Consider the following 22,815-nt stretch of genomic DNA (forward strand, 5'->3'; position numbering starts at 1 on the left):
GGTCAGTGCTGGGTCTCACCATTGAGCTGTCGCAGATGGGCCTGCATGTGCAGGCACCAGATCTGCGGGTCACCCGCCTGCTCGTAGCCGTGCTGGGTCAGGCTGTCCACGATGGACTCCAGAATATTTTCCGCAACGAAGGGCCCAGGGAACGGGCCTTGGGACTTGATGGTGGAGGGCTGTTCACCGGTCATTCCGGCGGCAAACAACAAGGTCCACATCCCGTTATCCCCCGCGAGAGGGCGAATGGAACATTCGATACGGGTGACCAGGCCAAAGCACTGGCGGGTAAGGCAAAGGTTGCGCGGCATGGCGGCGACCCTCGGTAGATCGGTGTTCAACCTGCGCCTGGGGCGAGGCTGTTTCTATCCCGCGACTCCTGTGGATATCCCTTGAGCAAAGAATAGAAGAAAACCACGACAAACCAAGGTTGTAGGGACCAACGGGCGTTGGCCCCCAACCCAAGTCAATTTAATGACGAGTCAGCCCTCAGGTCGGTTTGGCTTCGGCCAGCGCCTGCTGTGCCAACTCCTTCTCCGCTTCCTTGAGGTCTTCCTCGCTGATCATCTCGGCAATCGCGCGCAACCGCTCTACCACGCGCGCGTTCACCGTGCCTTCCGGGAACTGCCCCTCGGCATCCGGCTCACCGGCATCCTCGCCCACCAGCAGGCTCAGCGCCTCGTCGGCCTGGCGCACCGCATAGATGTGGAACTGCCCGGCGCGCACGGCCGCCAGCACCTTCTCATCGAGCATCAACGTGGCGACGTTGGCCTGGGGAATGATTGCGCCCTGCTCACCGGTCAAACCGCGTGCTTCACACAGCCGGAAGAAGCCTTCGATCTTCTCGTTGACCCCCCCCACTGCCTGCACTTCACCAAACTGGTTGATGGAGCCGGTGATGGCAAAGCACTGCTTGAGCGGCGTCTTCGACAACGCCGAGATCAAGGTGCACGCCTCGCCCAAGGACGCACTGTCGCCGTCCACGTAGCCGTAAGACTGCTCCAGCGCGATGCTCGCCGAGATCGCCAGCGGGAATTCCTGGGCATAGCGGCTGCCCAGGTAGCCCGTGAGGATCATCACCCCCTTGGAGTGGATCGGCTGGCCGAGGTTGACCTCGCGCTCGATGTCGACAATGCCGCTGCCGCCCGGGTACACCGTGGCGGAAATCCGCGCCGGCACGCCGAAGGCCGAGTCACCGACCTCCAGCACCGTCAACCCGTTGCACTTGCCTACCGCCGCACCCGCGGTGTCGATGAGGATGACTCCGGCGAGCATGTCGTCGAGGATCCGCGCCGACACCCGCCCGGTGCGCGTGGCCTTGGCCTTGAGGGCGCGCTCGATATGGCCCGCATCGGTCATCTCGTCGCCCGCCAGGTGACGAATGAAGTCCGCCTCGCTGACCAGTTGGAACAAGTCGCCAATTCGCGCCGACAAACGCCCCTGATGCTCCGCCAACCGTGCGCTGTAAGTGGCCAACCGCGCCACCGCGTCCGACGTCAGCGGCGCCATGCCTTCTTCCGACGTGCGGGTTTTGAGCAACTGGGCGAACTGCTCCAGGCTTTCGTCCACCATCGGGATGTCTTCGTCGAAGTCCACCAGTACGCGGAACATCTCCTGGAAATCCGGATCGGCGTCCTGCAATGCGTAGTACAGCTGGCGCGAACCGATGATGATCACTTTGACCTGCAACGGAATCATCTGCGGGTTGAGGGTCACGGTGGCCAGGCGGCCCAGCTCGCCCAGGGGCGATTCCATTTTCAGCTTGCGCGATTGCAGGGAGCGTTTAAGAGCGTCCCAGACAAACGGCTCGCTGAGCATTTTCTCGGCTTCCAGGATCAGGAAACCACCGTTGGCACGGTGCAACGCGCCCGGACGCAACTGGCGATAAGTGGTGTAGAGCGCGCCCTGGTCGGTGCTGTATTCGATCCGCCCGAACAGGTTGTCGTAGGTCGGGTGCGGCTCAAACACCACGGGGGCGCCACCGTTGACCGGATGGCCCACCACCAGGCTCGGGCAGTACTGTTCTTCCAGCAGCTTGCGCGCCTGGGCGTCGGTCTTGGCGTCGTCCACCAATTGCTCGACCACGGTCTTGAGCAGGTACACCTGCATGGCTTGCAGGTAACCGCAGACCGCGGCGTTTTCGGCATACTTTTCCGACAACGGTGCAAGCAATGGTTGCAGGGCCAGGGTGATGGTTTCTTCGTTGAACTGGCGCAGTTGATTGTTCGACTCACGCTTCCACTGCGGCAGGCTGGCCAATTCTTCGTTGAGGCGTTCTTCCAGCTCGGAAATGTCCGTGTGGAAACGTTCGCGATCGGCTTCCGGCAACTGCGAAAACTCGGCCTCGTCCAGCGCCTTGCCGTCGAGCATCGGGGTGAAGGCGATATTGGTGCTGTCGCGGTACAGCGCCACGTCTTTTTCCAGGGCCAGGCGTTCGATCACGTCCAGGGCCTTGTCGTAACGCTGGTTGAAGGCACGGTCGATGGCGCTTTTGCGCTGTTGATACGTCGGGTGTTCGAAGACGGCCGGGAAGGTGGCAACGAGGTTGTCGACCAAACCGTTGATGTCATTGATGAACGCCGCCGCAGCGCCGCCTGGCAACTCCAGGGCACGGGGTTCGCGGGGTTCATCGAAATTATTCACATAGACCCAATCCGCCGGGGTCTGCAGGCGCTTGCCTTCGGCTTTCAGGTAGCGTTTGACGAACGAAAAGCGGCCGGTACCGGGCTCGCCCATGACAAACACGTTGTAACCGGGGCGTGGCATGGCCACACCGAACTGCAAGGCTTCAACCGCACGTTCCTGGCCAAGCACACCGCGAAAGGGCTCCAAATCATTGGTGGTCGAGAAGCTGAACTGTTCAGCGGAGAAAGGGCGAGTCAGCGCTTCGGGCGCTAGACGCAAGCTGGCAGCAACAGGATCAGGCATCGGGCTTCCTTACATCAGGCGGGGCAGATGACGGCATTCTGGCTCTCGGTTGCGCGCTCTGGCAAGGCGCGCTTTCGGGAAAGCGTAGACGTGGGATGCGACCTGCAGAAATATCGCGACATCGCCAATTGTTTTATAAAAATGCACGGAACCCTTGGAACGTGCCTAAACTCCAAATTGCGCGGGTTGGACTAATAACTGGCCCCTAGGGCGCTGCGACGCGCCTGAACCCTTGTCCATTGGTTTGCACACAAAGAGAACAAAGCTATGAAACGGATCCTTCTCGGTACTCTCTTCACCGTCGTCTCCCTCAATGCAATGGCAGAAGCACCAGGCGGCCCGAACTGCGGTTGGGGCAACATGTTGTTCGAAGGCCAGCGCGGCACTCCAGCTCACTTCCTGGCTTCCACCACTAACGGTACTTCGGGTAACGCCACCTTCGGCATGACCTCAGGCACCAACGGTTGCAGCACCAACAGCGCCCTGTCCTACGGCGGCAAGTCCTGGATTGCCATGAATGGCATGATGAACGAGCTGTCCGAAGACATGGCCAAAGGCAACGGCGAGGCGCTGACCACCTACGCCGTGGTACTGGGCGTTGCACCGGAAGATCGCGAGCACTTCGCGGCTGTGACCCACGAGCACTTCCAGCAGATCTTCAGCAAGGCTGACGTGACCGCTGATGACGTGCACAACAACACCATTGCTGTACTGAAAAGTGATGCCCGTCTGGCGAAATACGCGACCCAGGCTTAAGCTCGACCAGCCCGCGCCTACCAAGGCGCGGGTTTTATTTTGGACCCGCCTCCCCTTTGGGTCTCTTTTATTTCCGACTTAAGTTGCCCCTATGCTCAAACGCTTTGCCTGGATGGCACTCTTCGCCTGCGCCCCGCTGTACGCGGCCCCGCACCTTGATGATCAACGTTTGCAGCAATTGGCCAATGATCCGTTTTGGCTGTCCCTCGGCCATTACGAAGCCGGGAAGGTCAGTGGCTGGCGCAGCTATGTCAGCGACAAGAAGTTCTTCCTCGCAGCCGACGGTGCCCACCACCCGGATGCCGAACTCAAGGCCACCGTTGACGCGCTCTATGCGCCGGCCAGCCTGGGTGAAAAACACGCCCAATGCGTTTACCCCGCACGGACCCGCTGGCTCAAGGATCAGTTGCACCTCACTGACCTGCCTGCCGTGGACTGCACAGAATTCAAGCAATGGTTCAAGGACGTCGCCCCCCATAGCGCGGTGATGATCTTCCCGGCGGCCTACCTCAACAGCCCGTCGTCGATGTTCGGCCACACCCTGCTGCGCATCGACCAGGCCGACGTGCAAAGCAACAACACCGCCCTGCTCAGCTACGCGATCAACTTCGGCGCCTATATCGAGGGCTCCGACAACAGCATTCTCTACGCCTGGAAAGGCCTGATGGGCGGCTATCCCGGCCTGTTCGCCCTGGTGCCTTATCAGGAGAAGCTGTCGGAGTACCGTAGCCTTGAGAACCGCGACCTGTGGGAATATCGGCTTAACCTGACGCAAGTCGAGACCGAGCGCATGGTCGAGCACGTGTGGGAGCTCAAGCAGATCCAGTTCGACTACTTTTTCTTCGACGAAAACTGCTCGTATCGCCTGCTGGAACTGCTGCAAGTGGCCCGCCCCGGCCTGCGCCTGACCGAACAGTTCCCGCTGACCGCCATCCCGACCGACACGGTCAAGGCCGTAAAAGACGCAGGCCTGGTAGAAAAAATCGACTATCGCCCCTCCCGTGAACGCGAATTGCTGGAACGCGCCAAGCCGCTCGATAGCGACGAACAGCGCTGGGTATTAAAGATCAGCGACGACCAGAAGCAATTGCAGGAGCCCGCCTTCAAAGCCCTGCCCCGCGAGCGTCAGGCCCTGATCATCGACGCCGCCTACCGCCTTGGCCGCTACCGCGCCAACGGCCTGGAACGTGACACCGCCCGCTCCCAGCGCAGCTTCGAGCTGCTGCGCGCGATCAACCAGAACCCGGCGCCCGACTTGAAAATCACACCGCCCGGCCTACCGGAAAACGGCCATGAATCCCGCACCTGGCAAGCCGGCATCGGCACCCGTGGCGATAAGGCTTTCGGTGAATACGGCCTGCGCATGGCCTACCACGACCTCAATGACAACGCCGAAGGTTTCCCCCTGGGCGCGCAGATCGAAATCCTGCAGATGAAACTGCGCCAGTACGAAGGCAACCACTGGCAACTGCAGCAACTGGACCTGGCCACCATCCGCTCCTTGACCCCGCGCAACGCCCTGTTGCAACCGTGGTCATGGCAAGTCACCGGCGGCCTTGAACGTGTACCGGGCAAACACGACGACGAAACCCTGGTCGCCCACGTCAACGGCGGCGCCGGCGGCACCTGGCAGTTGAGCGACGACATGCTTGGCTTCGCCCTCGGCACCGTGCGCGTGGAGCACAACAACGACTTCAACGAAGCCATCTCCCCTGCCGCCGGCTTCAACACTGGCGTGCTGTGGAAAAACCCGCTGGGCAACCTGAGCCTGGAAGCCAAGGGTGACTTTTTCACCAACGGCGAAGTACGCCGCAGCATCAGCCTCAACCAGCAGTGGGAATTGTCGCGCAACCTGGGCCTGCGCCTGAGCGCACAGCGCGAGTACAGCCATTTGTCGACGCCCGTGAATGAAGTGATGCTGGAAGTGAAGTGGTATCACTACTGATCGAAACCTGGCGACGATCAACATGTGGGAGCGGGCTTGCTCGCGAATGCGGTGTATCAGCCCAAGTTTTCAGTGACTGACACTCCGCAATCGCGAGCAAGCCCGCTCCCACATGTATCACCCTGTATTCAACTACATCGCATTGCCTATCCAACCAGGAGCTCAACCAACATGGTCGTTAACTGCACCACCCTTGAACACGTCCGAGAAAACATCGACCGCCTCGACCAACAAATCGTCACCCTGCTGGCAGAGCGCGGCCGTTACGTGTCACAGGCGGCGCGCTTCAAGAAAGATGCTGATGGCGTCAAGGCGCCACAACGAGTTGAACAGGTGATTGCCAAAGTGCGGGGGTTGTCCGACGCGGCGGGCGCCAACCCCGACGTCACGGAGCAGGTGTATCGCGCGATGATTGCGGCGTTTATCCAGCAGGAATTGGCGGAGCATTCTGCACTGCCAGGCACTGCTTAACCTGCAGACGCCGGGGCCGGCGCCTACACATTTGGGATTTGCCCACGCCTTTCTCACCTCCCTTTCACACCGCCCCGACAAATCCCCTTCTAGACTCTCCCTATCAGCCGTGAAACGGCCAGGGAGTACGCCATGTGGCGGTCTGCGGTAATGCTGTGTGCGGTGCTGGGGTTGGCGGGTTGCCAGTCGACCCATCAGGAGTTGCTGGCCAAGGGTTATCCACCGGCATTTGCCGACGGTTTTGACGATGGCTGCAGCAGTGGCCGCCAGGCGGCGGGGGTGATTACCGGGGCGTTTCGCAAGAACGTGCCTCGGTATCTGAAGGACCGGCAATACGCCGAGGGTTGGGAGGATGGCTTTCGCCAGTGCAAGGCCATGCGCGAAAACGATGAGTTGCGCGATTACAAGGAGCGGCACTGGGACGACCGGGATCGCGAATGGCAACAGGAGAAAGACCGCGACGCAGGCCGGACCTATCGCTCGCACTAGGTCGCTTTCAGACATCCATCGAAACTAAAGTGCGGCGACCATGGCCCAAACTCCATAGAGGGAGAATGTCATGAGCCGAGCTTTTGTTAACGAAGACAACGCTGCTGCCCAGGCCGACCAGCCGGTGGAGCGCCACGTCAGCGAGCAGCCCAACCGCCTCACCGCGCAAGGTTTGGCGCAGTTGCAGGCCAAGGTTGCGCAGTTGCAGCAGGCATACAGCGCCGAATCGCTAAAGGGCGAGCACGCCGATAAACAGCGCCAGGCCGACCTTGAACGGGATTTGCGTTACTTCAACCAGCGAGTGCAAAGCGCCCAGGTCGTGGCGCCGGCCACCTCCACCGACAAGGTACAGATCGGCAGTTGGGTGACCTTCGCCAATGAGCAGGACGAACAGCAGCGTATCCAGTTGGTCGGAGAAGACCAGGCCGATGCGAGCGCAGGCCTGATCAACTGGGGCTCGCCCCTGGGCCGCGCCTTGCTGGGCGCCCAGGTGGGTGACGAGGTGGTGTGGCAGCGCCCCGTCGGCGATCAGTTGATCGAAGTGCTGCGGATCGAACCCGAGGCTTAGACGATGCCTTGGGCCAGCATCGCGTCGGCGACCTTGACGAAGCCGGCGATGTTCGCGCCTTTCACGTAGTTGATCCGACCGTTTTCTTCGCCGTAATGCACGCAGGCATGGTGAATGGACTGCATGATGTTGTGCAGCTTGCTGTCCACTTCACCAGCGGTCCACAGCAGGCGCATGGCGTTCTGCGACATTTCCAGGCCACTCACGGCCACGCCACCGGCATTGGACGCTTTGCCCGGTGCGAACAGGATGCCCGCCTCGATAAAGATATCCACAGCCTCCAGCGTGGTCGGCATGTTGGCGCCTTCGGCGACGCAGATACAGCCATTGCGCAGCAACGTGCGGGCGGCGTCGGCATCCAGTTCGTTCTGGGTCGCGCAGGGCAGCGCGATGTCGCAGGCCAGTTCCCATGGGGCCTGGCCTTTGCGGAATTCCAGGCCAAAACGTTCGGCCAGTTCGCTGATGCGGCCGCGTTGTACGTTTTTCAGCTCCAGCAGGGCCGACCATTGTTCTTCGGTCAAACCGCTTTCGGCGTATAGGGTGCCTTCGGAATCGGACAGGGAGATCACCTTGCCGCCCAGGTCCATGACCTTGCGCGCAGCGTATTGCGCCACGTTACCGGAGCCAGACACCGCCACGCGCTTGCCTTCAACCCGCTGATTGTTGCGCTTGAGCATTTCTTCGGCGAAGTACACGCAGCCGAAACCGGTGGCTTCAGGACGGATCAGGCTGCCGCCATAGGTCATGCCCTTGCCGGTCAGCACCGACGTGAACTGGTTGCTCAGGCGCTTGTACTGACCGAACAAAAAGCCGATCTCACGGGCGCCCACGCCGATGTCGCCGGCCGGCACGTCTACGTCCGCGCCAATGTGGCGGTACAGCTCGCTCATGAACGCCTGGCAGAAGCGCATGACTTCGGCGTCGCTCTTGCCCTTGGGATCGAAGTCCGAGCCGCCCTTGCCGCCGCCCATGGGCAACGAGGTGAGGGAGTTCTTGAAGGTCTGTTCGAAGGCGAGGAACTTCAACACGCCCAGGTTCACCGAAGGGTGGAAGCGCAGGCCGCCTTTGTAGGGGCCAATCGCGCTATTCATCTGGATACGGAAACCGCGATTGACCTGGACCTTGCCGTGATCATCCACCCACGATACCCGGAAGGTAATCGCGCGTTCCGGCTCGCAGATGCGCTCCAGGATGCCTGAGGTCAGGTAGTGGGGGTTGGCTTCAAGAAACGGCCATAGACTGCGTAGGACTTCTTCTACGGCCTGGTGGAATTCTGGCTGGTCGGGGTCGCGTTTCTTGAGGCGGGCAAGGAAGGATTCGACGGATTCGATCATGAAAAGTCTCGGCAAATTGATTGTTTTTAAATGAGATTGAGCCGGACTTTAGCAATTCATATCGCACCGCGACAGGGCAAAATGTCGCCTTTGTGAATTTAAATGGTGCATTGGATATAAATTGCCCCGTTTTTTTGCCCCTTAACAGGGATTTCAACCCGAGCTATGCACCAATAGTTAAACCGCTATCGCAGGCAAGCCAGCTCCGACATTAGATCGAGTACCTCTGCTACGACACGGTCCAATGTGGGAGCTGGCTTGCCTGCGATGAAGTCGCCTCGGTCCACCTGAATAGCGCCCAAAAAAAACGGAGCCCGAAGGCTCCGCTTTTTTTAAACCAACCCGAATCAGGCCAGTTTTTTGTGCCGTACACGGTGCGGCTGGGCAGCTGCATCGCCCAGACGCTTTTTACGGTCCGCTTCGTACTCGGTGTAGTTACCTTCGAAGAACACCGCTTGCGAGTCGTCTTCGTACGCCAGGATGTGGGTCGCGACGCGGTCAAGGAACCACCGATCGTGAGAGATCACAATGGCGGCGCCCGGGAAGTCCAGCAGGGCTTCTTCCAGGGAACGCAGGGTTTCAACGTCAAGGTCGTTGGACGGTTCGTCGAGCAGCAGGACGTTGCCGCCCTCTTTCAGGGTCAGGGCCAGGTGCAAGCGACCGCGCTCACCACCGGACAGGTCCTTGACGAACTTCTGTTGGTCGCCGCCCTTGAAATTGAAACGGCCTACATAGGTACGCGACGGGATCTCATAGTTGCCGATACGGATCTGGTCGGAGCCGTCGGAAATCTGCTGGAACACGGTTTTGCTGCCATCCAAGTCTTCACGGCTCTGGTCCACACAGGCCAGTTGCACGGTTTCGCCGACTTCGATGGTGCCCGAATCCGGTGTTTCCTTACCCATCAGCATGCGGAACAGCGTGGATTTACCCGCGCCGTTACCACCGATTACGCCGACGATCGCGCCTTTTGGCATGGAGAACGACAGGTTGTCGATCAGCACGCGGTCGCCATAGCCTTTGGAAACGTTCTTGAACTCGATGACCTTGTCACCCAGGCGCGGACCGGCCGGGATGTAGATCTCGTTGGTTTCGCTGCGCTTCTGGAATTCCTGGGACTGCATTTCTTCAAAGCGTTGCAGACGTGCCTTGGATTTGGACTGGCGGGCCTTGGCGCCTTTGCGCACCCACTCCAGTTCTTCCTTCATGGCTTTTTCATGGGCCGATTGCTGCTTGGATTCGGCGGCCAGTCGGTCGGACTTGGCTTCCAGCCAACCGGAATAGTTGCCCTCGTAAGGGATACCGGCGCCACGGTCGAGCTCAAGGATCCAGCCGGCCACATTGTCCAGGAAGTAACGGTCGTGCGTGATCGCTACCACGGTGCCCGGGAAATCGTGCAGGAAGTGTTCCAGCCAAGCGACGGAATCGGCGTCCAAGTGGTTGGTCGGTTCGTCGAGCAGCAGCATGTCGGGAGCCGACAGCAGCAGGCGGCACAGGGCCACACGACGTTTCTCACCACCGGACAGGTGCTCGACCTTGGCGTCCCACGCCGGAAGGCGCAGCGCGTCGGCGGCGACTTCCAGCTGGCGCTCCAGGTTGTGGCCGTCGCCGGCTTGCAGGATGGCTTCGAGCTTGGCCTGTTCGGCGGCCAGTTTGTCGAAATCGGCGTCTTCTTCAGCGTAAGCCGCGTAGACCTCGTCCAGGCGCGCCTGGGCGTTCTTGATCACACTGACGGCTTCTTCAACCACTTCACGCACGGTCTTGGTCGGGTCCAGGATCGGCTCTTGCGGCAGGTAGCCGATATTCAGGTCCGGCATCGGGCGGGCTTCGCCTTCGAACTCGGTGTCGACGCCAGCCATGATTTTCAACAGTGTGGATTTACCCGAACCGTTGAGGCCGAGCACGCCGATCTTGGCGCCGGGGAAGAAGGACAGCGAAATGTTTTTCAGGATTTCCCGCTTCGGCGGGACAACTTTGCCCAGCCGATGCATGGTGAAGACGTATTGAGCCAAAATGTGGACCTCATAAAAGTAAGAACAGGCCTACGTAGCGTCATGGCGCTGTACATAGTGTTGCGAATCCTCAAGGTTAACCTAAGTGACCGAGCGTATCGAAGCCTATCTGTTAGATTAGCCGGCCAAAGCCCTCAGGGGCTCCAGGAGAAACCTTCATGCTTGGCGTCCTATCCGCACTCGGGCTACTGCTGTTAATGCCGGGGCCTACCAACACGCTGCTACTGCGCTCGGGATTACTCACGGGATTCAGGCGCGCCTGGCCACTGAGCCTGCTGGAATGCCTGGCCTATCTGACGCAGATCTCCTTTTGGGGCTACCTGCTCAGCCATATCGGCGACAACGCGCCCTGGGGCCTGAAGCTCGTGCAGTTCGCCTCGGTATGCTATTTGATCAGGACTTGCTACCTGTTGTGGCGCCATCCCGACGAAACACTCCACACCGAGCCCGAGGCACGGGTGTCCAAGCGGCATTTCTTCCTGCTGACGCTGATCAATCCCAAGGGGTTGCTGATCGTCTCGTTCATCGTGCCGATGCAGACGTTTATCGACTTGACCCTGTACCTGCCTTTCGTCGCACAATTCACTGCCGTGGTGATACCTGTGGGCTGCGCCTGGGTGCTGCTGGGTGCCCGCATCAAACGAGGCGGATACGCGTGGTTGACGCCGCACACCATCAACCGCACGGCGTCTGTGGTTATCAGCCTGTTCACCCTGGCGATCCTGACACGGCTGGCGGACAGCCTGATCCACCTCGGCGGCGCTCTTTAATGCCCGCCAGGCGGGGCTGGCACTTTGCCACAAGTCAAGGCATGCTAGCCGCCCTCCGGGCGTCCGGCTTATAGTGCACGTCGCGCGCCAGTCCAGCCAAACCGCAGGATCACAGCTTGTCCAAAGTCACGCCGCCAACTCCCCTGCGCGCCGCTCATATAGCGCCGAGAGCGCCCCTGCACGGCACCCTCAAAGGCGCATTGGCGACGCTTGTCCTTATGCTGCTCGCGTTATTGTTCTGGCAGTTGCTGGACCAGTTGCAGCAAAACCAGAAGAACCAGCAGCAGTACACCATCGACTACAGCGCCGACCTGGCTGAACAGATCAGCTTGAACATGGCCCTCAGCGCGAAAATCGCCCTGAACCTGCTGCCGATGGTCGAGCCGCCACGTGACAGCGAACAGCAACAGGCCTTGATGCGCACCTTGCAACGCTCGCTGCCGGAGTTGCGCAGCATCGCCCTGCTCGCCCCCAGCGGCGCGATGATCAGTGACAGCGCCGCCGACAGCCAGGACGCTGCCTGGCTGGCAGAGCTGGTGCAACGCAGCCGTGCCCAGTCCTATTACCTGAGCAACAGCAACGACGGCACCATCATCTATCTCTTGCTGCACCAGCCCAGCGGCGGCTCCCGGATGTATTGGGCGCTGCGCCTGGCCCCCACCTACCTCGCCAACCTCACCCGCCAAGACATCCAGGGCCAGCGACCGCTGTGGGTCATCGAGAATCGCATCAACCACCGTGTTGTCAGCCGGGACAGCGGCATGCCGGCGCAGTGGGCGTCCGCGCTCACCCCGGACGAGCTGAATAAAAGCGTGCTGGTCACGCCCCTGAGCAAAAGCGACTGGCAACTGCGCGGGCTGTTCGACCGTACTGCGGTGCTGGAGCAACTGCTGCCGGCTTTCATCGGCAAATGCCTGTTGGGCCTGGCGTTCTCGCTGATCCCGGTGATCGTGCTGCTGAACATGCGCCGCCGCCAGCGCCAGGTGCATGAAGGCCGCCGACGCTACCAAGACATTTTCGAAGGCACCGGCGTCGCCCTGTGCGTGCTCGACCTGATGGGCCTGAACGCATTCTTCGACAAGACCCGGCTGGAGACCCGCGAGCAACTGCACGCCTGGCTGCAGGACCACCCCAACGAGCGCCAGCAACTGCTCAAGGAACTGCGCATCACCGAGGTCAACCAGGTGGCGGTGCGTCTGTTGAACGTGGGCTCCTGCGAAGAAGCCTGGGAACGTCTGATCGATGACTGCCCGCGAAATGTCACGTCTATCGGCCACCAGATTCTTGAGGCGGTGCTGACCCAACAGCACCAGCTGGAACTGGAAATCCAGCTCAAGGACGTGGCCGGCAACGAGCAGTACCTGTGGCTGGTGATGCGCCTGCCGGAGCAGCAGGACGATTTCAAGGCAGTGATCCTCAGCATCAGCGATATCACCAGCCGCAAGCTGATCGAGCTGTCGCTGGTGGAGCGCGAGAGCTTCTGGTCGGACGTGGTACGCACCGTGCCCGACCATCTGTATGTGCAGGACGTGATCAGCCAGCGCATGATTTTCAGCAACCATCATTTGGGCCACACCCTTGGCTACAACAAGGCCGAACTGCAGCAAATGGGCGAATATTTCTGGGAAATCCTGCTGCACCCCGAAGACGCCGAGCATTACCACGATTTGCGCCAGCAGCAGCGCCAGATCGGCTACACCACCCAATTGCAATGCCAGCTGCGCTTTCGTCACCGCAACAACCAATGGCGGCGCTTTGACATCCGCGAGCAAGCCTTGGCCCGCGACAAGACGACACAAATCAGCCGCATCATCGGCGTGGCCAAGGACATCACCGACCAGATCGAAGCCAGCGAATCCCTGCGTGACAGCGAACAGCGCTATCGCATGCTGGCCGAAAGCATCAGCGACGTGATCTGCTCCACCGACAGCCAATTGGCCCTCAACTACATCAGCCCTTCGGTCAACGCTGTGCTCGGTTATGACGTGGACTGGGTGTTCAAGAACGGCTGGCAGTCGATCATCGCCAACCCGCAGCAATTGACCGGCATTTACAGCCTGATGGAAGAGGTCAGCCGCGCGCTGGGCGATCCTGAGGCGCTGAACAAGCTGCGTGATGAGATCCAGACCCAGCTGTTCCTGTTCGACTGCCTGCGCGCAGACGGTCGCAAAGTGCCGATCGAACTGCGCATGGTGCTGGTGTGGGACGAACACGGCGCCTTCGAGGGCATCCTCGGCGTAGGCCGTGATATCAGCCAGCAACGCCGCGCCGAGAAAGACCTGCGCATGGCGGCAACGGTGTTCGAACATTCGACCTCGGCGATCCTGATCACTGACCCCGCCGGTTATATCGTGCAGGCCAACGAGGCGTTCAGCCGGGTCAGCGGCTACGCGGTCAGCGATGTGCTCGACCAGTTGCCGAACATGCTCACCGTCGACGAACAACAGGAAGCCCACCTGCGCTACGTGCTCAAGCAGCTGCATCAGCACAGCACCTGGGAAGGCGAAGTGTGGCTCAAGCGCCGCAACGGCGAGCATTACCCGGCATGGGTCGGCATTACCGCCGTGTTCGACGATGAAGGCGACCTGGCCAGCTATGTGTGTTTCTTCAGTGACATCAGTGAGCGCAAGGCCAGCGAACAACGCATCCACCGCCTGGCCTACTACGACGCCCTCACCCACCTGCCCAACCGCACACTGTTCCAGGACCGTCTGCACACCGCGCTGCAGGCCGCTGAACGGCAAAAGTCGTGGGTGGTGCTGATGTTCCTTGACCTCGACCGCTTCAAACCCATCAACGACTCCCTGGGCCACGCCGCCGGCGACCGTATGCTCAAGGAAATGGCCACACGCCTGCTGGGTTGCGTGGCCGAAGACGATACCGTGGCACGCATGGGGGGCGACGAGTTCACCTTGCTCCTGCAGCCACGGGTCAATCGCGAAATGGCGCTGAACCGCGCGATACATGTGGCCGAGCAGATCCTCGCCAGCCTGGTGAAGCCCTTCGTGCTGGAAGGCCGCGAGTTCTTTGTGACCGCCAGTATCGGTATCGCCCTGAGCCCTCAGGACGGCAACGAGCTGAGCCAATTGATGAAAAACGCCGACACGGCGATGTATCACGCCAAGGAGCGTGGCAAGAACAACTTCCAGTTCTACCAGGCCGATATGAATGCCAGCGCCCTGGAGCGCCTGGAGCTGGAAAGCGACTTGCGCCACGCCTTGGAGCAGAACGAATTCGTGCTCTATTACCAACCGCAGTTCAGTGGCGACGGCAAGCGCCTGACCGGCGCCGAAGCCCTGCTGCGCTGGCGTCACCCACGACGTGGCCTGGTGCCGCCAGGGGACTTCATCCCGGTGCTGGAAGAGTTGGGCCTGGTGGTAGACGTGGGCGACTGGGTGATCAGCGAAGCCTGTCGCCAGCTCAAGACCTGGCACCAGAACAAGGTGCGCGTGCCAAAGGTCTCGGTGAATATCTCCGCGCGGCAGTTCTCCGACGGCCAGTTGGGCACTCGCATCGCCACCATTCTCAAGGACACCGGTTTGCCGCCGGCGTGCCTGGAGCTGGAACTCACCGAAAGTATCCTGATGCGTGAAGTCAACGAGGCCATGCAGATCCTCGACAGCCTGAAAAACCTGGGCTTGAGCATTGCGGTTGACGACTTTGGTACCGGTTATTCCTCGCTCAATTACCTCAAGCAATTCCCGATCGACGTGCTGAAGATCGACCGGACGTTCGTCGACGGCCTGCCATCAGGCGAGCAGGACGCACAGATCGCCCGCGCTATCATTGCCATGGCCCATAGCCTGAACCTGGCGGTGATCGCCGAGGGCGTGGAAACCCATGAGCAACTGGACTTCCTGCGTGAGCATGGCTGCGACGAAGTGCAGGGTTATCTGTTCGGGCGGCCGATGCCGGCAAATAGGTTCGAGGCGCAGTTCAGCAATGATGCGCTGTTCATGTTCGACTGACGTTCTGCGGTGGGGCAAATGGCCTCTTCGCGAGCAAGCCCGCTCCCACATTCAATCGAGTTCCCTCAGGGGAATGCGGTCGAAATGTGGGAGCGGGCTTGCTCGCGAAGGCGGCAGCACAGACACCGCCTATCCGCAGATGAGCCCCACTTGTCCGCGACATGATGTCCTTTCATATGCCATCTAAAACCCATTGGGTTAGAATGCCCTCCTTTTCTGCCCCCGATCCTTGAGGACCGCCATGTTCAGCCGTGATTTGACTATTGCCAAGTACGACGCCGATCTCTTCGCCGCCATGGAGCAAGAAGCCGTGCGCCAGGAAGAGCACATTGAGCTGATCGCTTCGGAAAACTACACCAGCCCAGCGGTGATGGAGGCTCAAGGTTCGGTCTTGACCAACAAGTACGCCGAAGGTTACCCAGGCAAGCGCTACTACGGTGGTTGCGAGTACGTCGACGTGGTTGAGCAACTGGCCATCGACCGTGCCAAAGAGCTGTTCGGCGCCGATTACGCCAACGTCCAGCCGCACGCCGGTTCCCAAGCCAACAGCGCCGTGTACCTGGCCCTGCTGCAAGGCGGCGACACCATCCTGGGCATGAGCCTGGCCCACGGCGGTCACCTGACCCACGGCGCCAGCGTCTCTTCTTCCGGCAAGCTGTACAACGCCGTTCAATACGGCATCGATGCCAACGGCCTGATCGACTACGACGAAGTCGAGCGCCTGGCGGTTGAACACAAGCCAAAAATGATCGTGGCCGGTTTCTCTGCCTACTCGCAGATCCTGGACTTCCCACGTTTCCGCGCCATTGCCGACAAAGTCGGTGCTTACCTGTTCGTGGACATGGCCCACGTGGCCGGTCTGGTCGCCGCTGGCGTCTACCCGAACCCGGTGCCTTTCGCTGACGTGGTCACCACCACCACCCACAAGACCCTGCGCGGTCCACGTGGCGGCCTGATCCTGGCGCGCGCCAACGCCGACATCGAGAAGAAGCTGAACTCGGCCGTATTCCCAGGCGCCCAGGGCGGCCCACTGGAGCACGTGATCGCCGCCAAAGCGATCTGCTTCAAGGAAGCCCTGCAGCCTGAGTTCAAGACCTACCAGCAACAAGTGGTCAAGAACGCCCAGACCATGGCGAGCGTGTTCATCGAGCGCGGCTTTGACGTCGTGTCCGGCGGTACCGAGAACCACCTGTTCCTGCTGTCCCTGATCAAGCAGGACATTTCCGGTAAAGATGCTGATGCTGCCCTGGGCAAAGCCTTCATCACCGTGAACAAAAACTCCGTGCCGAACGACCCACGTTCGCCGTTCGTCACCTCGGGCCTGCGTTTCGGCACCCCGGCTGTGACCACTCGTGGCTTCAAGGAAGCTGAGTGCAAGGAACTGGCTGGCTGGATCTGCGACATCCTGGCTGACCTGAACAACGAAGCCGTGATCGACGCGGTGCGTGAGAAGGTCAAGGCCATCTGCAAAAAGCTGCCGGTGTACGGCGCTTGATAGCAGTTGCTTGACTAAGAAGCCCGGCTCTTGAGCCGGGCTTTTTTATGCCTGTTCCAACTTGAAGTGCGATCAAATGTGGGAGGGGGCCTGCCCCCTCCCACATTTTTGATCAGCGTTGGTGGACCTTCGCAAAGCCCTCGCGAATCTTGTCTTCCGGCAATTCATCGGCAATAAACACAATCACACTCTCCCGCGCCTCGCCTTCGGCCCACTCGGTATCCCAATCGAAACCGTAGAGCTTCAACACGCCCTGAAACACCATGCGCCGGTCCTCCCCGGCAATGTTCAGTACGCCCTTGTAGCGCAACAGCTGCTTGCCGTGGTCCTCCAGCAGTTCGTTCATGAACTCGCTGAGGCGGTCGATATCCAGCGGCTGATCGGTGCGCAGCACCAGGCTTGAGATACGGTCGATGGACGGCGCGGCGCTGACCGGGCGTAGGGTCATGCCGGCGTTGAGATTGAAGCCACGTACGTCGAGCAATTCAGCCAGGTCGATGTTGCCATGGTCCACCACGCGGATCGGCGCTCGGCGGTTGATGCGGGTGAGACGCTCGCTTAGCGCGTCGAAGGTGGCGTCATCCACCAGGTCGCGCTTGCTCACCAGCAGGCGGTCGGCAAAGCCGATCTGGGCCTGGGCGATGGTTTGGGTCAGGTGGTGCTCGGCGTGGGCCGCATCCACCAGGGTGATGATGCCGTCGAGGATGTAGCGCTCGCGCAATTCCTCGTCGATGAAAAAGGTCTGGGCCACGGGGGCCGGGTCGGCCAGGCCGGTGCACTCGATCACCAGACGATCGAAGGCGATCTCGCCGCTGTCCAGGCGTTCGAGCAGCAGGTACAGGGCCTTGGTCAGGTCGGTGTGGATGGTGCAGCACACGCAACCGTTGGACAGGGTCATGACTTGCACCGGCTCGGCGCCCAGCAGCTGGGTGTCGATACCGGCGTCACTGAATTCGTTTTCGATCACGGCGATCTTCAGGCCGTGCTCGGCTTTGAGCAGGTGGCGCAGCAAGGTGGTCTTGCCGGCGCCGAGGAAGCCACTGAGGACGGTCACTGGAATGGGAGAGGACAAAAGCAGTTCTCCTTATAACTGAAGGAACACAAAACAAATGTGGGAGCGGGCTTGCTCGCGAATGCGGTGTATCAGTCAGCACATACATCAACTGACAGACCGCATTCGCGAGCAAGCCCGCTCCCACAGTGGATCACCGCAAGCCCGAGTGCCGGGTTAGCAGCACTTAGGCCCACCCTTGCCGCCGTAACGGGCTTCCTGGCGTTCCCGGAAGAACGCCTTGTAGTCCATCACCGGCTTGTCCGGGTGTTTGGTTTGCATATGCTCGACGTACGTATCGTAGTCGGGCATGCCGACCATCAGGCGCGCGGCCTGACCGAGGTATTTACCGAGGCGACTGATGTCATTGAACATGGTTGCAATCCTCGGTTATGCGTCCGGTACTGCCTGGAACGGCGCTTCTTTATCCGTACGTTCTTTGTTGCCCCAGGCGGCGACGCCAACCTTGAGCGCATAGAACAGGATGCTGAAGACCACGAACAGGAACAGCGCCGTCAGCGTTGCGTTGGTGTAGGCGTTCCAGATCACGTGTTGCATCTGGTCGATGTTCTTCGCCGGGGCGAGGATCTGGCCATTGGCCAATGCATCACTGTACTTCTTCGCCAGCGACAGGAAGCCAATCGCCGGGTTGGCGTCGAACAGCTTGATGAAGCCTGCGGTGGTGGTGCAGATCAGCAGCCAGACGGCCGGCAGCATAGTCACCCAGATATAACGCTGGCGTTTCATTTTGATCAGCACAACGGTGGCCAGCATCAGCGCAATACCTGCCAGCATCTGGTTGGAGATACCGAACAGCGGCCACAAGGTGTTGATGCCGCCCAGTGGGTCGATCACGCCTTGGTACAGCAGGTAACCCCACATGGCCACACAACCGGCGGTCGCGATCAGGTTGGCGGTCCACGACTCGGTGCGTTTGAGCGCCGGTACGAAAGAGCCGAGCAAATCCTGCAACATGAAGCGACCGGCACGGGTGCCCGCATCCACTGCCGTCAGGATGAACAGCGCTTCGAACAGGATCGCAAAGTGGTACCAGAACGCCATGGTGTTTTCACCTGGCAGCACACTGTGCAGGATCTGCGCGATACCCACTGCCAACGTCGGTGCGCCACCGGCACGGGCCAGGATAGTGGTTTCACCGATGTCATGGGCCACCGCGGACAGCGCCTCAGGCGTGATCGCAAAGCCCCAGCTGCTGACGGTCTGCGCCACGGTGACCACGTCGGTGCCGACAATTGCGGCCGGGCTGTTCATGGCGAAGTACACACCCGGCTCGATCACCGACGCGGCAACCATCGCCATGATGGCCACGAAGGACTCCATCAACATGCCGCCATAACCGATGTAGCGGGCATGGCTTTCATTAGCCAGCAACTTTGGCGTGGTGCCGGAAGAAATCAGCGCGTGGAACCCCGAGACCGCGCCACAGGCGATGGTGATGAACAGGAACGGGAACAGGCCGCCCTTCCACACTGGGCCGGTGCCGTCGACGAATTGGGTCAGTGCCGGCATTTTAAGGTCGGGCATGGTCACCAGGATGCCGATTGCCAGAGCAATGATGGTGCCGATTTTCAGGAAAGTGGAGAGGTAGTCACGCGGCGCCAGGATCAGCCACACCGGCAGTACCGCGGCCACGAAGCCGTAGCCGATCAGCATCCAGGTGATCTGGATCCCGGTGAAGGTGAAAGCCTTGGCCCAGACCGGGTCAGCAGCGATCTGCCCGCCCAGCCAGATCGAACCCAGCAGCAACAGCACCCCGATGATCGAGATTTCGCCAATGCGGCCCGGGCGGATGTAGCGCATGTAGATGCCCATGAACATCGCGATCGGGATGGTCGCCATCACCGTGAAGATGCCCCACGGGCTCTCGGCCAACGCTTTGACCACGATCAGCGCCAGCACCGCGAGGATGATGATCATGATCAGGAAGCAGCCGAACAGCGCGATGGTGCCTGGGATACGGCCCATCTCTTCGCGCACCATGTCCCCCAGGGAACGGCCGTTACGACGGGTGGACAGGAACAGGATCATGAAGTCCTGAACCGCACCGGCCAGCACCACGCCGGCAATCAGCCAGAGCGTTCCAGGCAGGTAGCCCATTTGCGCCGCCAGCACCGGGCCGACCAACGGGCCTGCACCGGCAATCGCCGCAAAGTGGTGACCGAAAAGGATGTGTTTGTTGGTCGGCACATAGTCCAGACCGTCATTATTGAGCACTGCGGGGGTGGCCCGCCGTGGATCGAGTTGCATCACGTTGTTAGCGATGAACAGACTGTAGTAACGGTACGCAACCAGATAGATGGCCACAGCAGCGACCACAATCCACAAGGCGTTGATTGCCTCGCCGCGGCGCAAGGCCACTACGCCCAGGGCGCACGCTCCTACGATTGCCAGCACCAGCCAGGGTAGGTGGCGTAGCAGGCTATTATTATTTTTCATTTTTATATTCCAGCCAGGGTGGACAGAAAGGACAGCCATGCCGAGTTTAGCGCTGTTGGCCTTAAAGGCCACCCCCCTACGTTGGTCTAGAGCCTTCTGCGCGCAAAAAAAGCAGAAATACCGGGCCAATGATGGCGCAGGGCTACAATCCCCGTATCTCCAGAGGGTTTCACCATGACCGAACAACCGTCTGACCGCCGCCGTTTCCGTCGTATCGCTTTTGACGCCAAGACTGAATTTCGGCAAAACGGCCGCGAATGGCCGGCGCAATTAGTGGATTTGTCGTTAAAAGGCTTGTTGATACAAAAGCCCGAAGACTGGAAGGGCAACAAGGCGCTGCCGTTCGACGTGGACATACGCCTGGACCCAAAGGCCCATATAAAGATGCAAGTGCGGCTGGCTCATGAGGATCATGGGCAATTGGGCTTTGTGTGCCAGCACATCGACCTGGAATCGATCAGCCATTTGCGGCGGCTGATCGAGTTGAACCTGGGTGACGAGGAAGAGTTGGAGCGCGAGTTGGGCGCCTTGCTAGAGGTTTAACAGCCCACATGGGTTTGCGGTGTTGCCGGTTACTCGAACAACGCATCCAACGCCTGTTCCAACCGCGTCACGCCAATAATTGTGATCCCCGGCGGTGATTCCTTCGGCGCATTGCCCTTGGGCACGATGGCGCGCTTGAAGCCGTGCTTGGCCGCTTCCTTGAGGCGCTCCTGGCCGCTGGGCACCGGGCGCACTTCACCGGACAAACCGACTTCACCAAACACCAGCAAGTCATGGGGCAACGGCCGGTTACGCAGGCTGGACATCACCGCCGCCATCAACGCCAGGTCGGATGCCGTTTCCAGCACCTTGACCCCGCCGACCACGTTGAGGAACACGTCCTGATCGTGGGTCGGGATGCCACCGTGGCGATGCAATACCGCCAACAGCATCGCCAGGCGGTTCTGATCCAGGCCCAACGTCACGCGGCGGGGGTTGGCCAAGTGACTGTCATCCACCAGGGCCTGCACTTCCACCAGCATCGGACGGGTGCCTTCCCAGGTTGCCATCACCACACTGCCTGGGACTTCTTCTTGGGCGCGCGTGAGAAAAATCGCTGAAGGGTTGGAGACTTCTTTCAGCCCCCGGTCAGTCATGGCGAACACGCCCAATTCGTTGACCGCGCCGAAACGGTTCTTCACCGCCCGCAGCAAGCGCAGACGACCGTCGGACTCACCTTCGAAATACAGCACGGTGTCTACCATGTGCTCCAACACCCGTGGCCCGGCCAGTGCGCCCTCTTTGGTCACATGCCCCACCAGGAAGATCGCTGTTCCGCTCTGCTTGGCATAGCGCACCAGCAGCGCCGCACTCTCACGCACCTGGGACACCCCCCCCGGCGCCGACTGCAGTTGTTCGGTGAAAATCGTCTGGATCGAGTCGATCACCATGACCTTGGGCTTTTCGATACGCGCCGTGGCAATGATGCTTTCAATGCAGGTCTCGGTCATCACTCGCAACTGATCCTGGGGCAAGCCCAGGCGACGGGCGCGCATGGCCACTTGCTGCTGGGACTCTTCGCCGGTGACATACAGCGCCGGCATGCGGCTGGCGATGCTGCACAAGGTTTGTAGCAGGATCGTCGATTTGCCGATGCCCGGATCGCCACCAATCAGCACCACCGAACCGTCCACCAGGCCGCCGCCCAGCACCCGGTCCAATTCACCGGAGGCCGTGGAGAAACGCGGGATCTCTTCGACACTGACTTCGGCCAACGTCTTGATCTGCGCCTGTTGCCCGGTCCAGCCGGCACGGCCAGTGGGGGCCGCAGCGCCACCGCTCTCGATCATGGTTTCAGTCAGGGTGTTCCACGCACCGCATTCGGTACATTGGCCGGCCCACTTGGGAAAGGTCGCGCCGCACTCCGTGCAGCCGTACATGCGCTTGGCCTTTGCCATTTGAGAACCTCCAACCGAAAAACCGCGATGATAGCTCAGCGCGGCGCCGGGGTCCGGATTTCACCACTGGCCAATCGTGAAGCACTGTTGCCGATCGGGTCTTCGGCATTGAGGTCCGCGCCCTTGGCCTTCAACGCTTCCAGCAACTCGACACGCTTGAACAGCCCGGCGTACATGGCCGCTGTCTGTCCGGCGCCGTTGCGTTGGTCGGGGTTGCAGTCAGTCGCCAGCAGGCGTTGGGCGATTTTCAGCTCACCCTTGAAGATCGCGCCCATCAGCGCGGTGTTACCGCGCCTGTCCTGCACACAGGCGTCGGCACCGGCATCGAGCAAGCGCTCCACGAACGGGCCCTGACCGTGGTAAGCGGCGAGGATCAGCGCGGTGTAACCCTTGTCGTCCTGGGTGTTGAGGCTGTAGCCGGAGTCGATGAAGGTGTTGAGCATGTCGAGGTCGCCACGGCGGGCGGCGTCGAAATAGTAGTCCTGCAGCTGGGCCTTGAGCGCGACCGGCTCGGGAGACTCGGCATGGGCGACAAAGGCCAGCATGGCCATCAGCAATCCGATAGAAACTCGCATGGGTGTTCTCCTGCCAAGGGTCGACGCCCGTCATTGGGCGCCGACCAGAACCAACG

18 protein-coding genes are annotated in these 22,815 nt (G+C 60.6%); 9 read left to right on the top strand and 9 right to left on the bottom strand.

Translation table 11 applies throughout. From position 1 onward, the window contains the following. Positions 1 to 2: 2 nt before the first annotated feature. Both BMZ57_RS20945 and BMZ57_RS20950 read right to left on the bottom strand, forming a co-directional pair. Positions 3 to 311, bottom strand: coding sequence for a PA4575 family protein (locus BMZ57_RS20945; RefSeq protein ID WP_010206664.1), 309 nt, complete (start codon positions 309 to 311; stop codon positions 3 to 5). A 178-nt stretch (positions 312 to 489) separates the two neighbouring features. Continuing rightward, entirely contained in the window at positions 490 to 2,928 is a 2,439-nt protein-coding gene (locus tag BMZ57_RS20950) for a Lon protease family protein (protein WP_042570846.1), read from the bottom strand. Between the two features lie 267 nt (positions 2,929 to 3,195). Between BMZ57_RS20950 and BMZ57_RS20955 the strand changes: the two genes are divergently transcribed. The 5 genes from BMZ57_RS20955 (at position 3,196) to BMZ57_RS20975 (ending at position 7,157) form a co-directional block, all read left to right on the top strand. Continuing rightward, a complete protein-coding gene (locus BMZ57_RS20955; protein ID WP_010206666.1) occupies positions 3,196 to 3,684 on the top strand; it encodes a DUF3015 domain-containing protein in 489 nt (162 codons plus the stop codon). A gap of 91 nt (positions 3,685 to 3,775) precedes the next feature. After that, positions 3,776 to 5,629, top strand: coding sequence for an Lnb N-terminal periplasmic domain-containing protein (locus BMZ57_RS20960; protein WP_021492927.1), 1,854 nt, complete (start codon positions 3,776 to 3,778; stop codon positions 5,627 to 5,629). Positions 5,630 to 5,800: 171 nt separating this feature from the next. Next, complete coding sequence (locus BMZ57_RS20965; protein WP_021492928.1) at positions 5,801 to 6,100, top strand: chorismate mutase; 300 nt, start codon at positions 5,801 to 5,803, stop codon at positions 6,098 to 6,100. A gap of 132 nt (positions 6,101 to 6,232) precedes the next feature. Continuing rightward, entirely contained in the window at positions 6,233 to 6,589 is a 357-nt protein-coding gene (locus BMZ57_RS20970) for a hypothetical protein (protein WP_031291233.1), read from the top strand. 70 nt (positions 6,590 to 6,659) lie between these two features. Further along, a complete protein-coding gene (locus tag BMZ57_RS20975) occupies positions 6,660 to 7,157 on the top strand; it encodes a GreA/GreB family elongation factor (protein WP_021492930.1) in 498 nt (165 codons plus the stop codon). On the opposite strand, the gene gdhA is transcribed toward BMZ57_RS20975, so the two are convergent. After that, positions 7,154 to 8,491: an NADP-specific glutamate dehydrogenase gene (gdhA, locus tag BMZ57_RS20980; protein ID WP_021492931.1), complete on the bottom strand. Its 1,338-nt coding sequence runs from the start codon at positions 8,489 to 8,491 to the stop codon at positions 7,154 to 7,156. The genes BMZ57_RS20975 and gdhA overlap by 4 nt on opposite strands. Positions 8,492 to 8,838: 347 nt before the next feature. After that, entirely contained in the window at positions 8,839 to 10,503 is a 1,665-nt protein-coding gene (ettA, locus tag BMZ57_RS20985) for an energy-dependent translational throttle protein EttA (RefSeq protein ID WP_010206673.1), read from the bottom strand. 158 nt (positions 10,504 to 10,661) lie between these two features. Between ettA and BMZ57_RS20990 the strand changes: the two genes are divergently transcribed. The 3 genes from BMZ57_RS20990 to glyA all read left to right on the top strand — a co-directional run bounded on the left by BMZ57_RS20990 (position 10,662) and on the right by glyA (position 16,736). Then, positions 10,662 to 11,273, top strand: coding sequence for a LysE family translocator (locus BMZ57_RS20990; protein WP_010206674.1), 612 nt, complete (start codon positions 10,662 to 10,664; stop codon positions 11,271 to 11,273). 116 nt (positions 11,274 to 11,389) lie between these two features. Beyond that, on the top strand, positions 11,390 to 15,241 hold the full coding sequence (locus tag BMZ57_RS20995; protein WP_069673143.1) for a bifunctional diguanylate cyclase/phosphodiesterase: 3,852 nt from the start codon (positions 11,390 to 11,392) through the stop codon (positions 15,239 to 15,241). A gap of 241 nt (positions 15,242 to 15,482) precedes the next feature. Beyond that, on the top strand, positions 15,483 to 16,736 hold the full coding sequence (gene glyA / locus BMZ57_RS21000; protein ID WP_010206677.1) for a serine hydroxymethyltransferase: 1,254 nt from the start codon (positions 15,483 to 15,485) through the stop codon (positions 16,734 to 16,736). A 112-nt stretch (positions 16,737 to 16,848) separates the two neighbouring features. On the opposite strand, the gene yjiA is transcribed toward glyA, so the two are convergent. The 3 genes from yjiA to BMZ57_RS21015 all read right to left on the bottom strand — a co-directional run bounded on the left by yjiA (position 16,849) and on the right by BMZ57_RS21015 (position 20,244). Then, positions 16,849 to 17,808: a GTPase gene (gene yjiA, locus BMZ57_RS21005; protein WP_010206678.1), complete on the bottom strand. Its 960-nt coding sequence runs from the start codon at positions 17,806 to 17,808 to the stop codon at positions 16,849 to 16,851. Positions 17,809 to 17,964: 156 nt separating this feature from the next. Beyond that, on the bottom strand, positions 17,965 to 18,162 hold the full coding sequence (locus tag BMZ57_RS21010; protein WP_003194308.1) for a YbdD/YjiX family protein: 198 nt from the start codon (positions 18,160 to 18,162) through the stop codon (positions 17,965 to 17,967). Positions 18,163 to 18,177: 15 nt separating this feature from the next. Then, positions 18,178 to 20,244, bottom strand: a complete 2,067-nt coding sequence (locus BMZ57_RS21015) for a carbon starvation CstA family protein (protein WP_069673142.1) — start codon at positions 20,242 to 20,244, stop codon at positions 18,178 to 18,180. A 174-nt stretch (positions 20,245 to 20,418) separates the two neighbouring features. Between BMZ57_RS21015 and BMZ57_RS21020 the strand changes: the two genes are divergently transcribed. After that, a complete protein-coding gene (locus BMZ57_RS21020; RefSeq protein WP_010206681.1) occupies positions 20,419 to 20,787 on the top strand; it encodes a PilZ domain-containing protein in 369 nt (122 codons plus the stop codon). Between the two features lie 29 nt (positions 20,788 to 20,816). On the opposite strand, the gene radA is transcribed toward BMZ57_RS21020, so the two are convergent. Further along, a complete protein-coding gene (gene radA, locus BMZ57_RS21025; RefSeq protein WP_038453821.1) occupies positions 20,817 to 22,184 on the bottom strand; it encodes a DNA repair protein RadA in 1,368 nt (455 codons plus the stop codon). 35 nt (positions 22,185 to 22,219) lie between these two features. Then, positions 22,220 to 22,759, bottom strand: coding sequence for an ankyrin repeat domain-containing protein (locus BMZ57_RS21030; protein WP_010206683.1), 540 nt, complete (start codon positions 22,757 to 22,759; stop codon positions 22,220 to 22,222). Positions 22,760 to 22,815 lie beyond the last annotated feature (56 nt).

This window comes from Pseudomonas simiae (assembly GCF_900111895.1).
GTDB lineage: Bacteria > Pseudomonadota > Gammaproteobacteria > Pseudomonadales > Pseudomonadaceae > Aquipseudomonas > Aquipseudomonas simiae.

Coding starts and splice junctions, on each gene's coding strand:
- BMZ57_RS20945 (WP_010206664.1), bottom strand. CDS start 311: ATGCCGCGCAACCTTTGCCTTACCCGCCAGTGCTTTGGCCTGGTCACC.
- BMZ57_RS20950 (WP_042570846.1), bottom strand. CDS start 2,928: ATGCCTGATCCTGTTGCTGCCAGCTTGCGTCTAGCGCCCGAAGCGCTG.
- BMZ57_RS20955 (WP_010206666.1), top strand. CDS start 3,196: ATGAAACGGATCCTTCTCGGTACTCTCTTCACCGTCGTCTCCCTCAAT.
- BMZ57_RS20960 (WP_021492927.1), top strand. CDS start 3,776: ATGCTCAAACGCTTTGCCTGGATGGCACTCTTCGCCTGCGCCCCGCTG.
- BMZ57_RS20965 (WP_021492928.1), top strand. CDS start 5,801: ATGGTCGTTAACTGCACCACCCTTGAACACGTCCGAGAAAACATCGAC.
- BMZ57_RS20970 (WP_031291233.1), top strand. CDS start 6,233: ATGTGGCGGTCTGCGGTAATGCTGTGTGCGGTGCTGGGGTTGGCGGGT.
- BMZ57_RS20975 (WP_021492930.1), top strand. CDS start 6,660: ATGAGCCGAGCTTTTGTTAACGAAGACAACGCTGCTGCCCAGGCCGAC.
- gdhA (WP_021492931.1), bottom strand. CDS start 8,491: ATGATCGAATCCGTCGAATCCTTCCTTGCCCGCCTCAAGAAACGCGAC.
- BMZ57_RS20990 (WP_010206674.1), top strand. CDS start 10,662: ATGCTTGGCGTCCTATCCGCACTCGGGCTACTGCTGTTAATGCCGGGG.
- glyA (WP_010206677.1), top strand. CDS start 15,483: ATGTTCAGCCGTGATTTGACTATTGCCAAGTACGACGCCGATCTCTTC.
- BMZ57_RS21010 (WP_003194308.1), bottom strand. CDS start 18,162: ATGTTCAATGACATCAGTCGCCTCGGTAAATACCTCGGTCAGGCCGCG.
- BMZ57_RS21015 (WP_069673142.1), bottom strand. CDS start 20,244: ATGAAAAATAATAATAGCCTGCTACGCCACCTACCCTGGCTGGTGCTG.
- BMZ57_RS21020 (WP_010206681.1), top strand. CDS start 20,419: ATGACCGAACAACCGTCTGACCGCCGCCGTTTCCGTCGTATCGCTTTT.
- radA (WP_038453821.1), bottom strand. CDS start 22,184: ATGGCAAAGGCCAAGCGCATGTACGGCTGCACGGAGTGCGGCGCGACC.
- BMZ57_RS21030 (WP_010206683.1), bottom strand. CDS start 22,759: ATGCGAGTTTCTATCGGATTGCTGATGGCCATGCTGGCCTTTGTCGCC.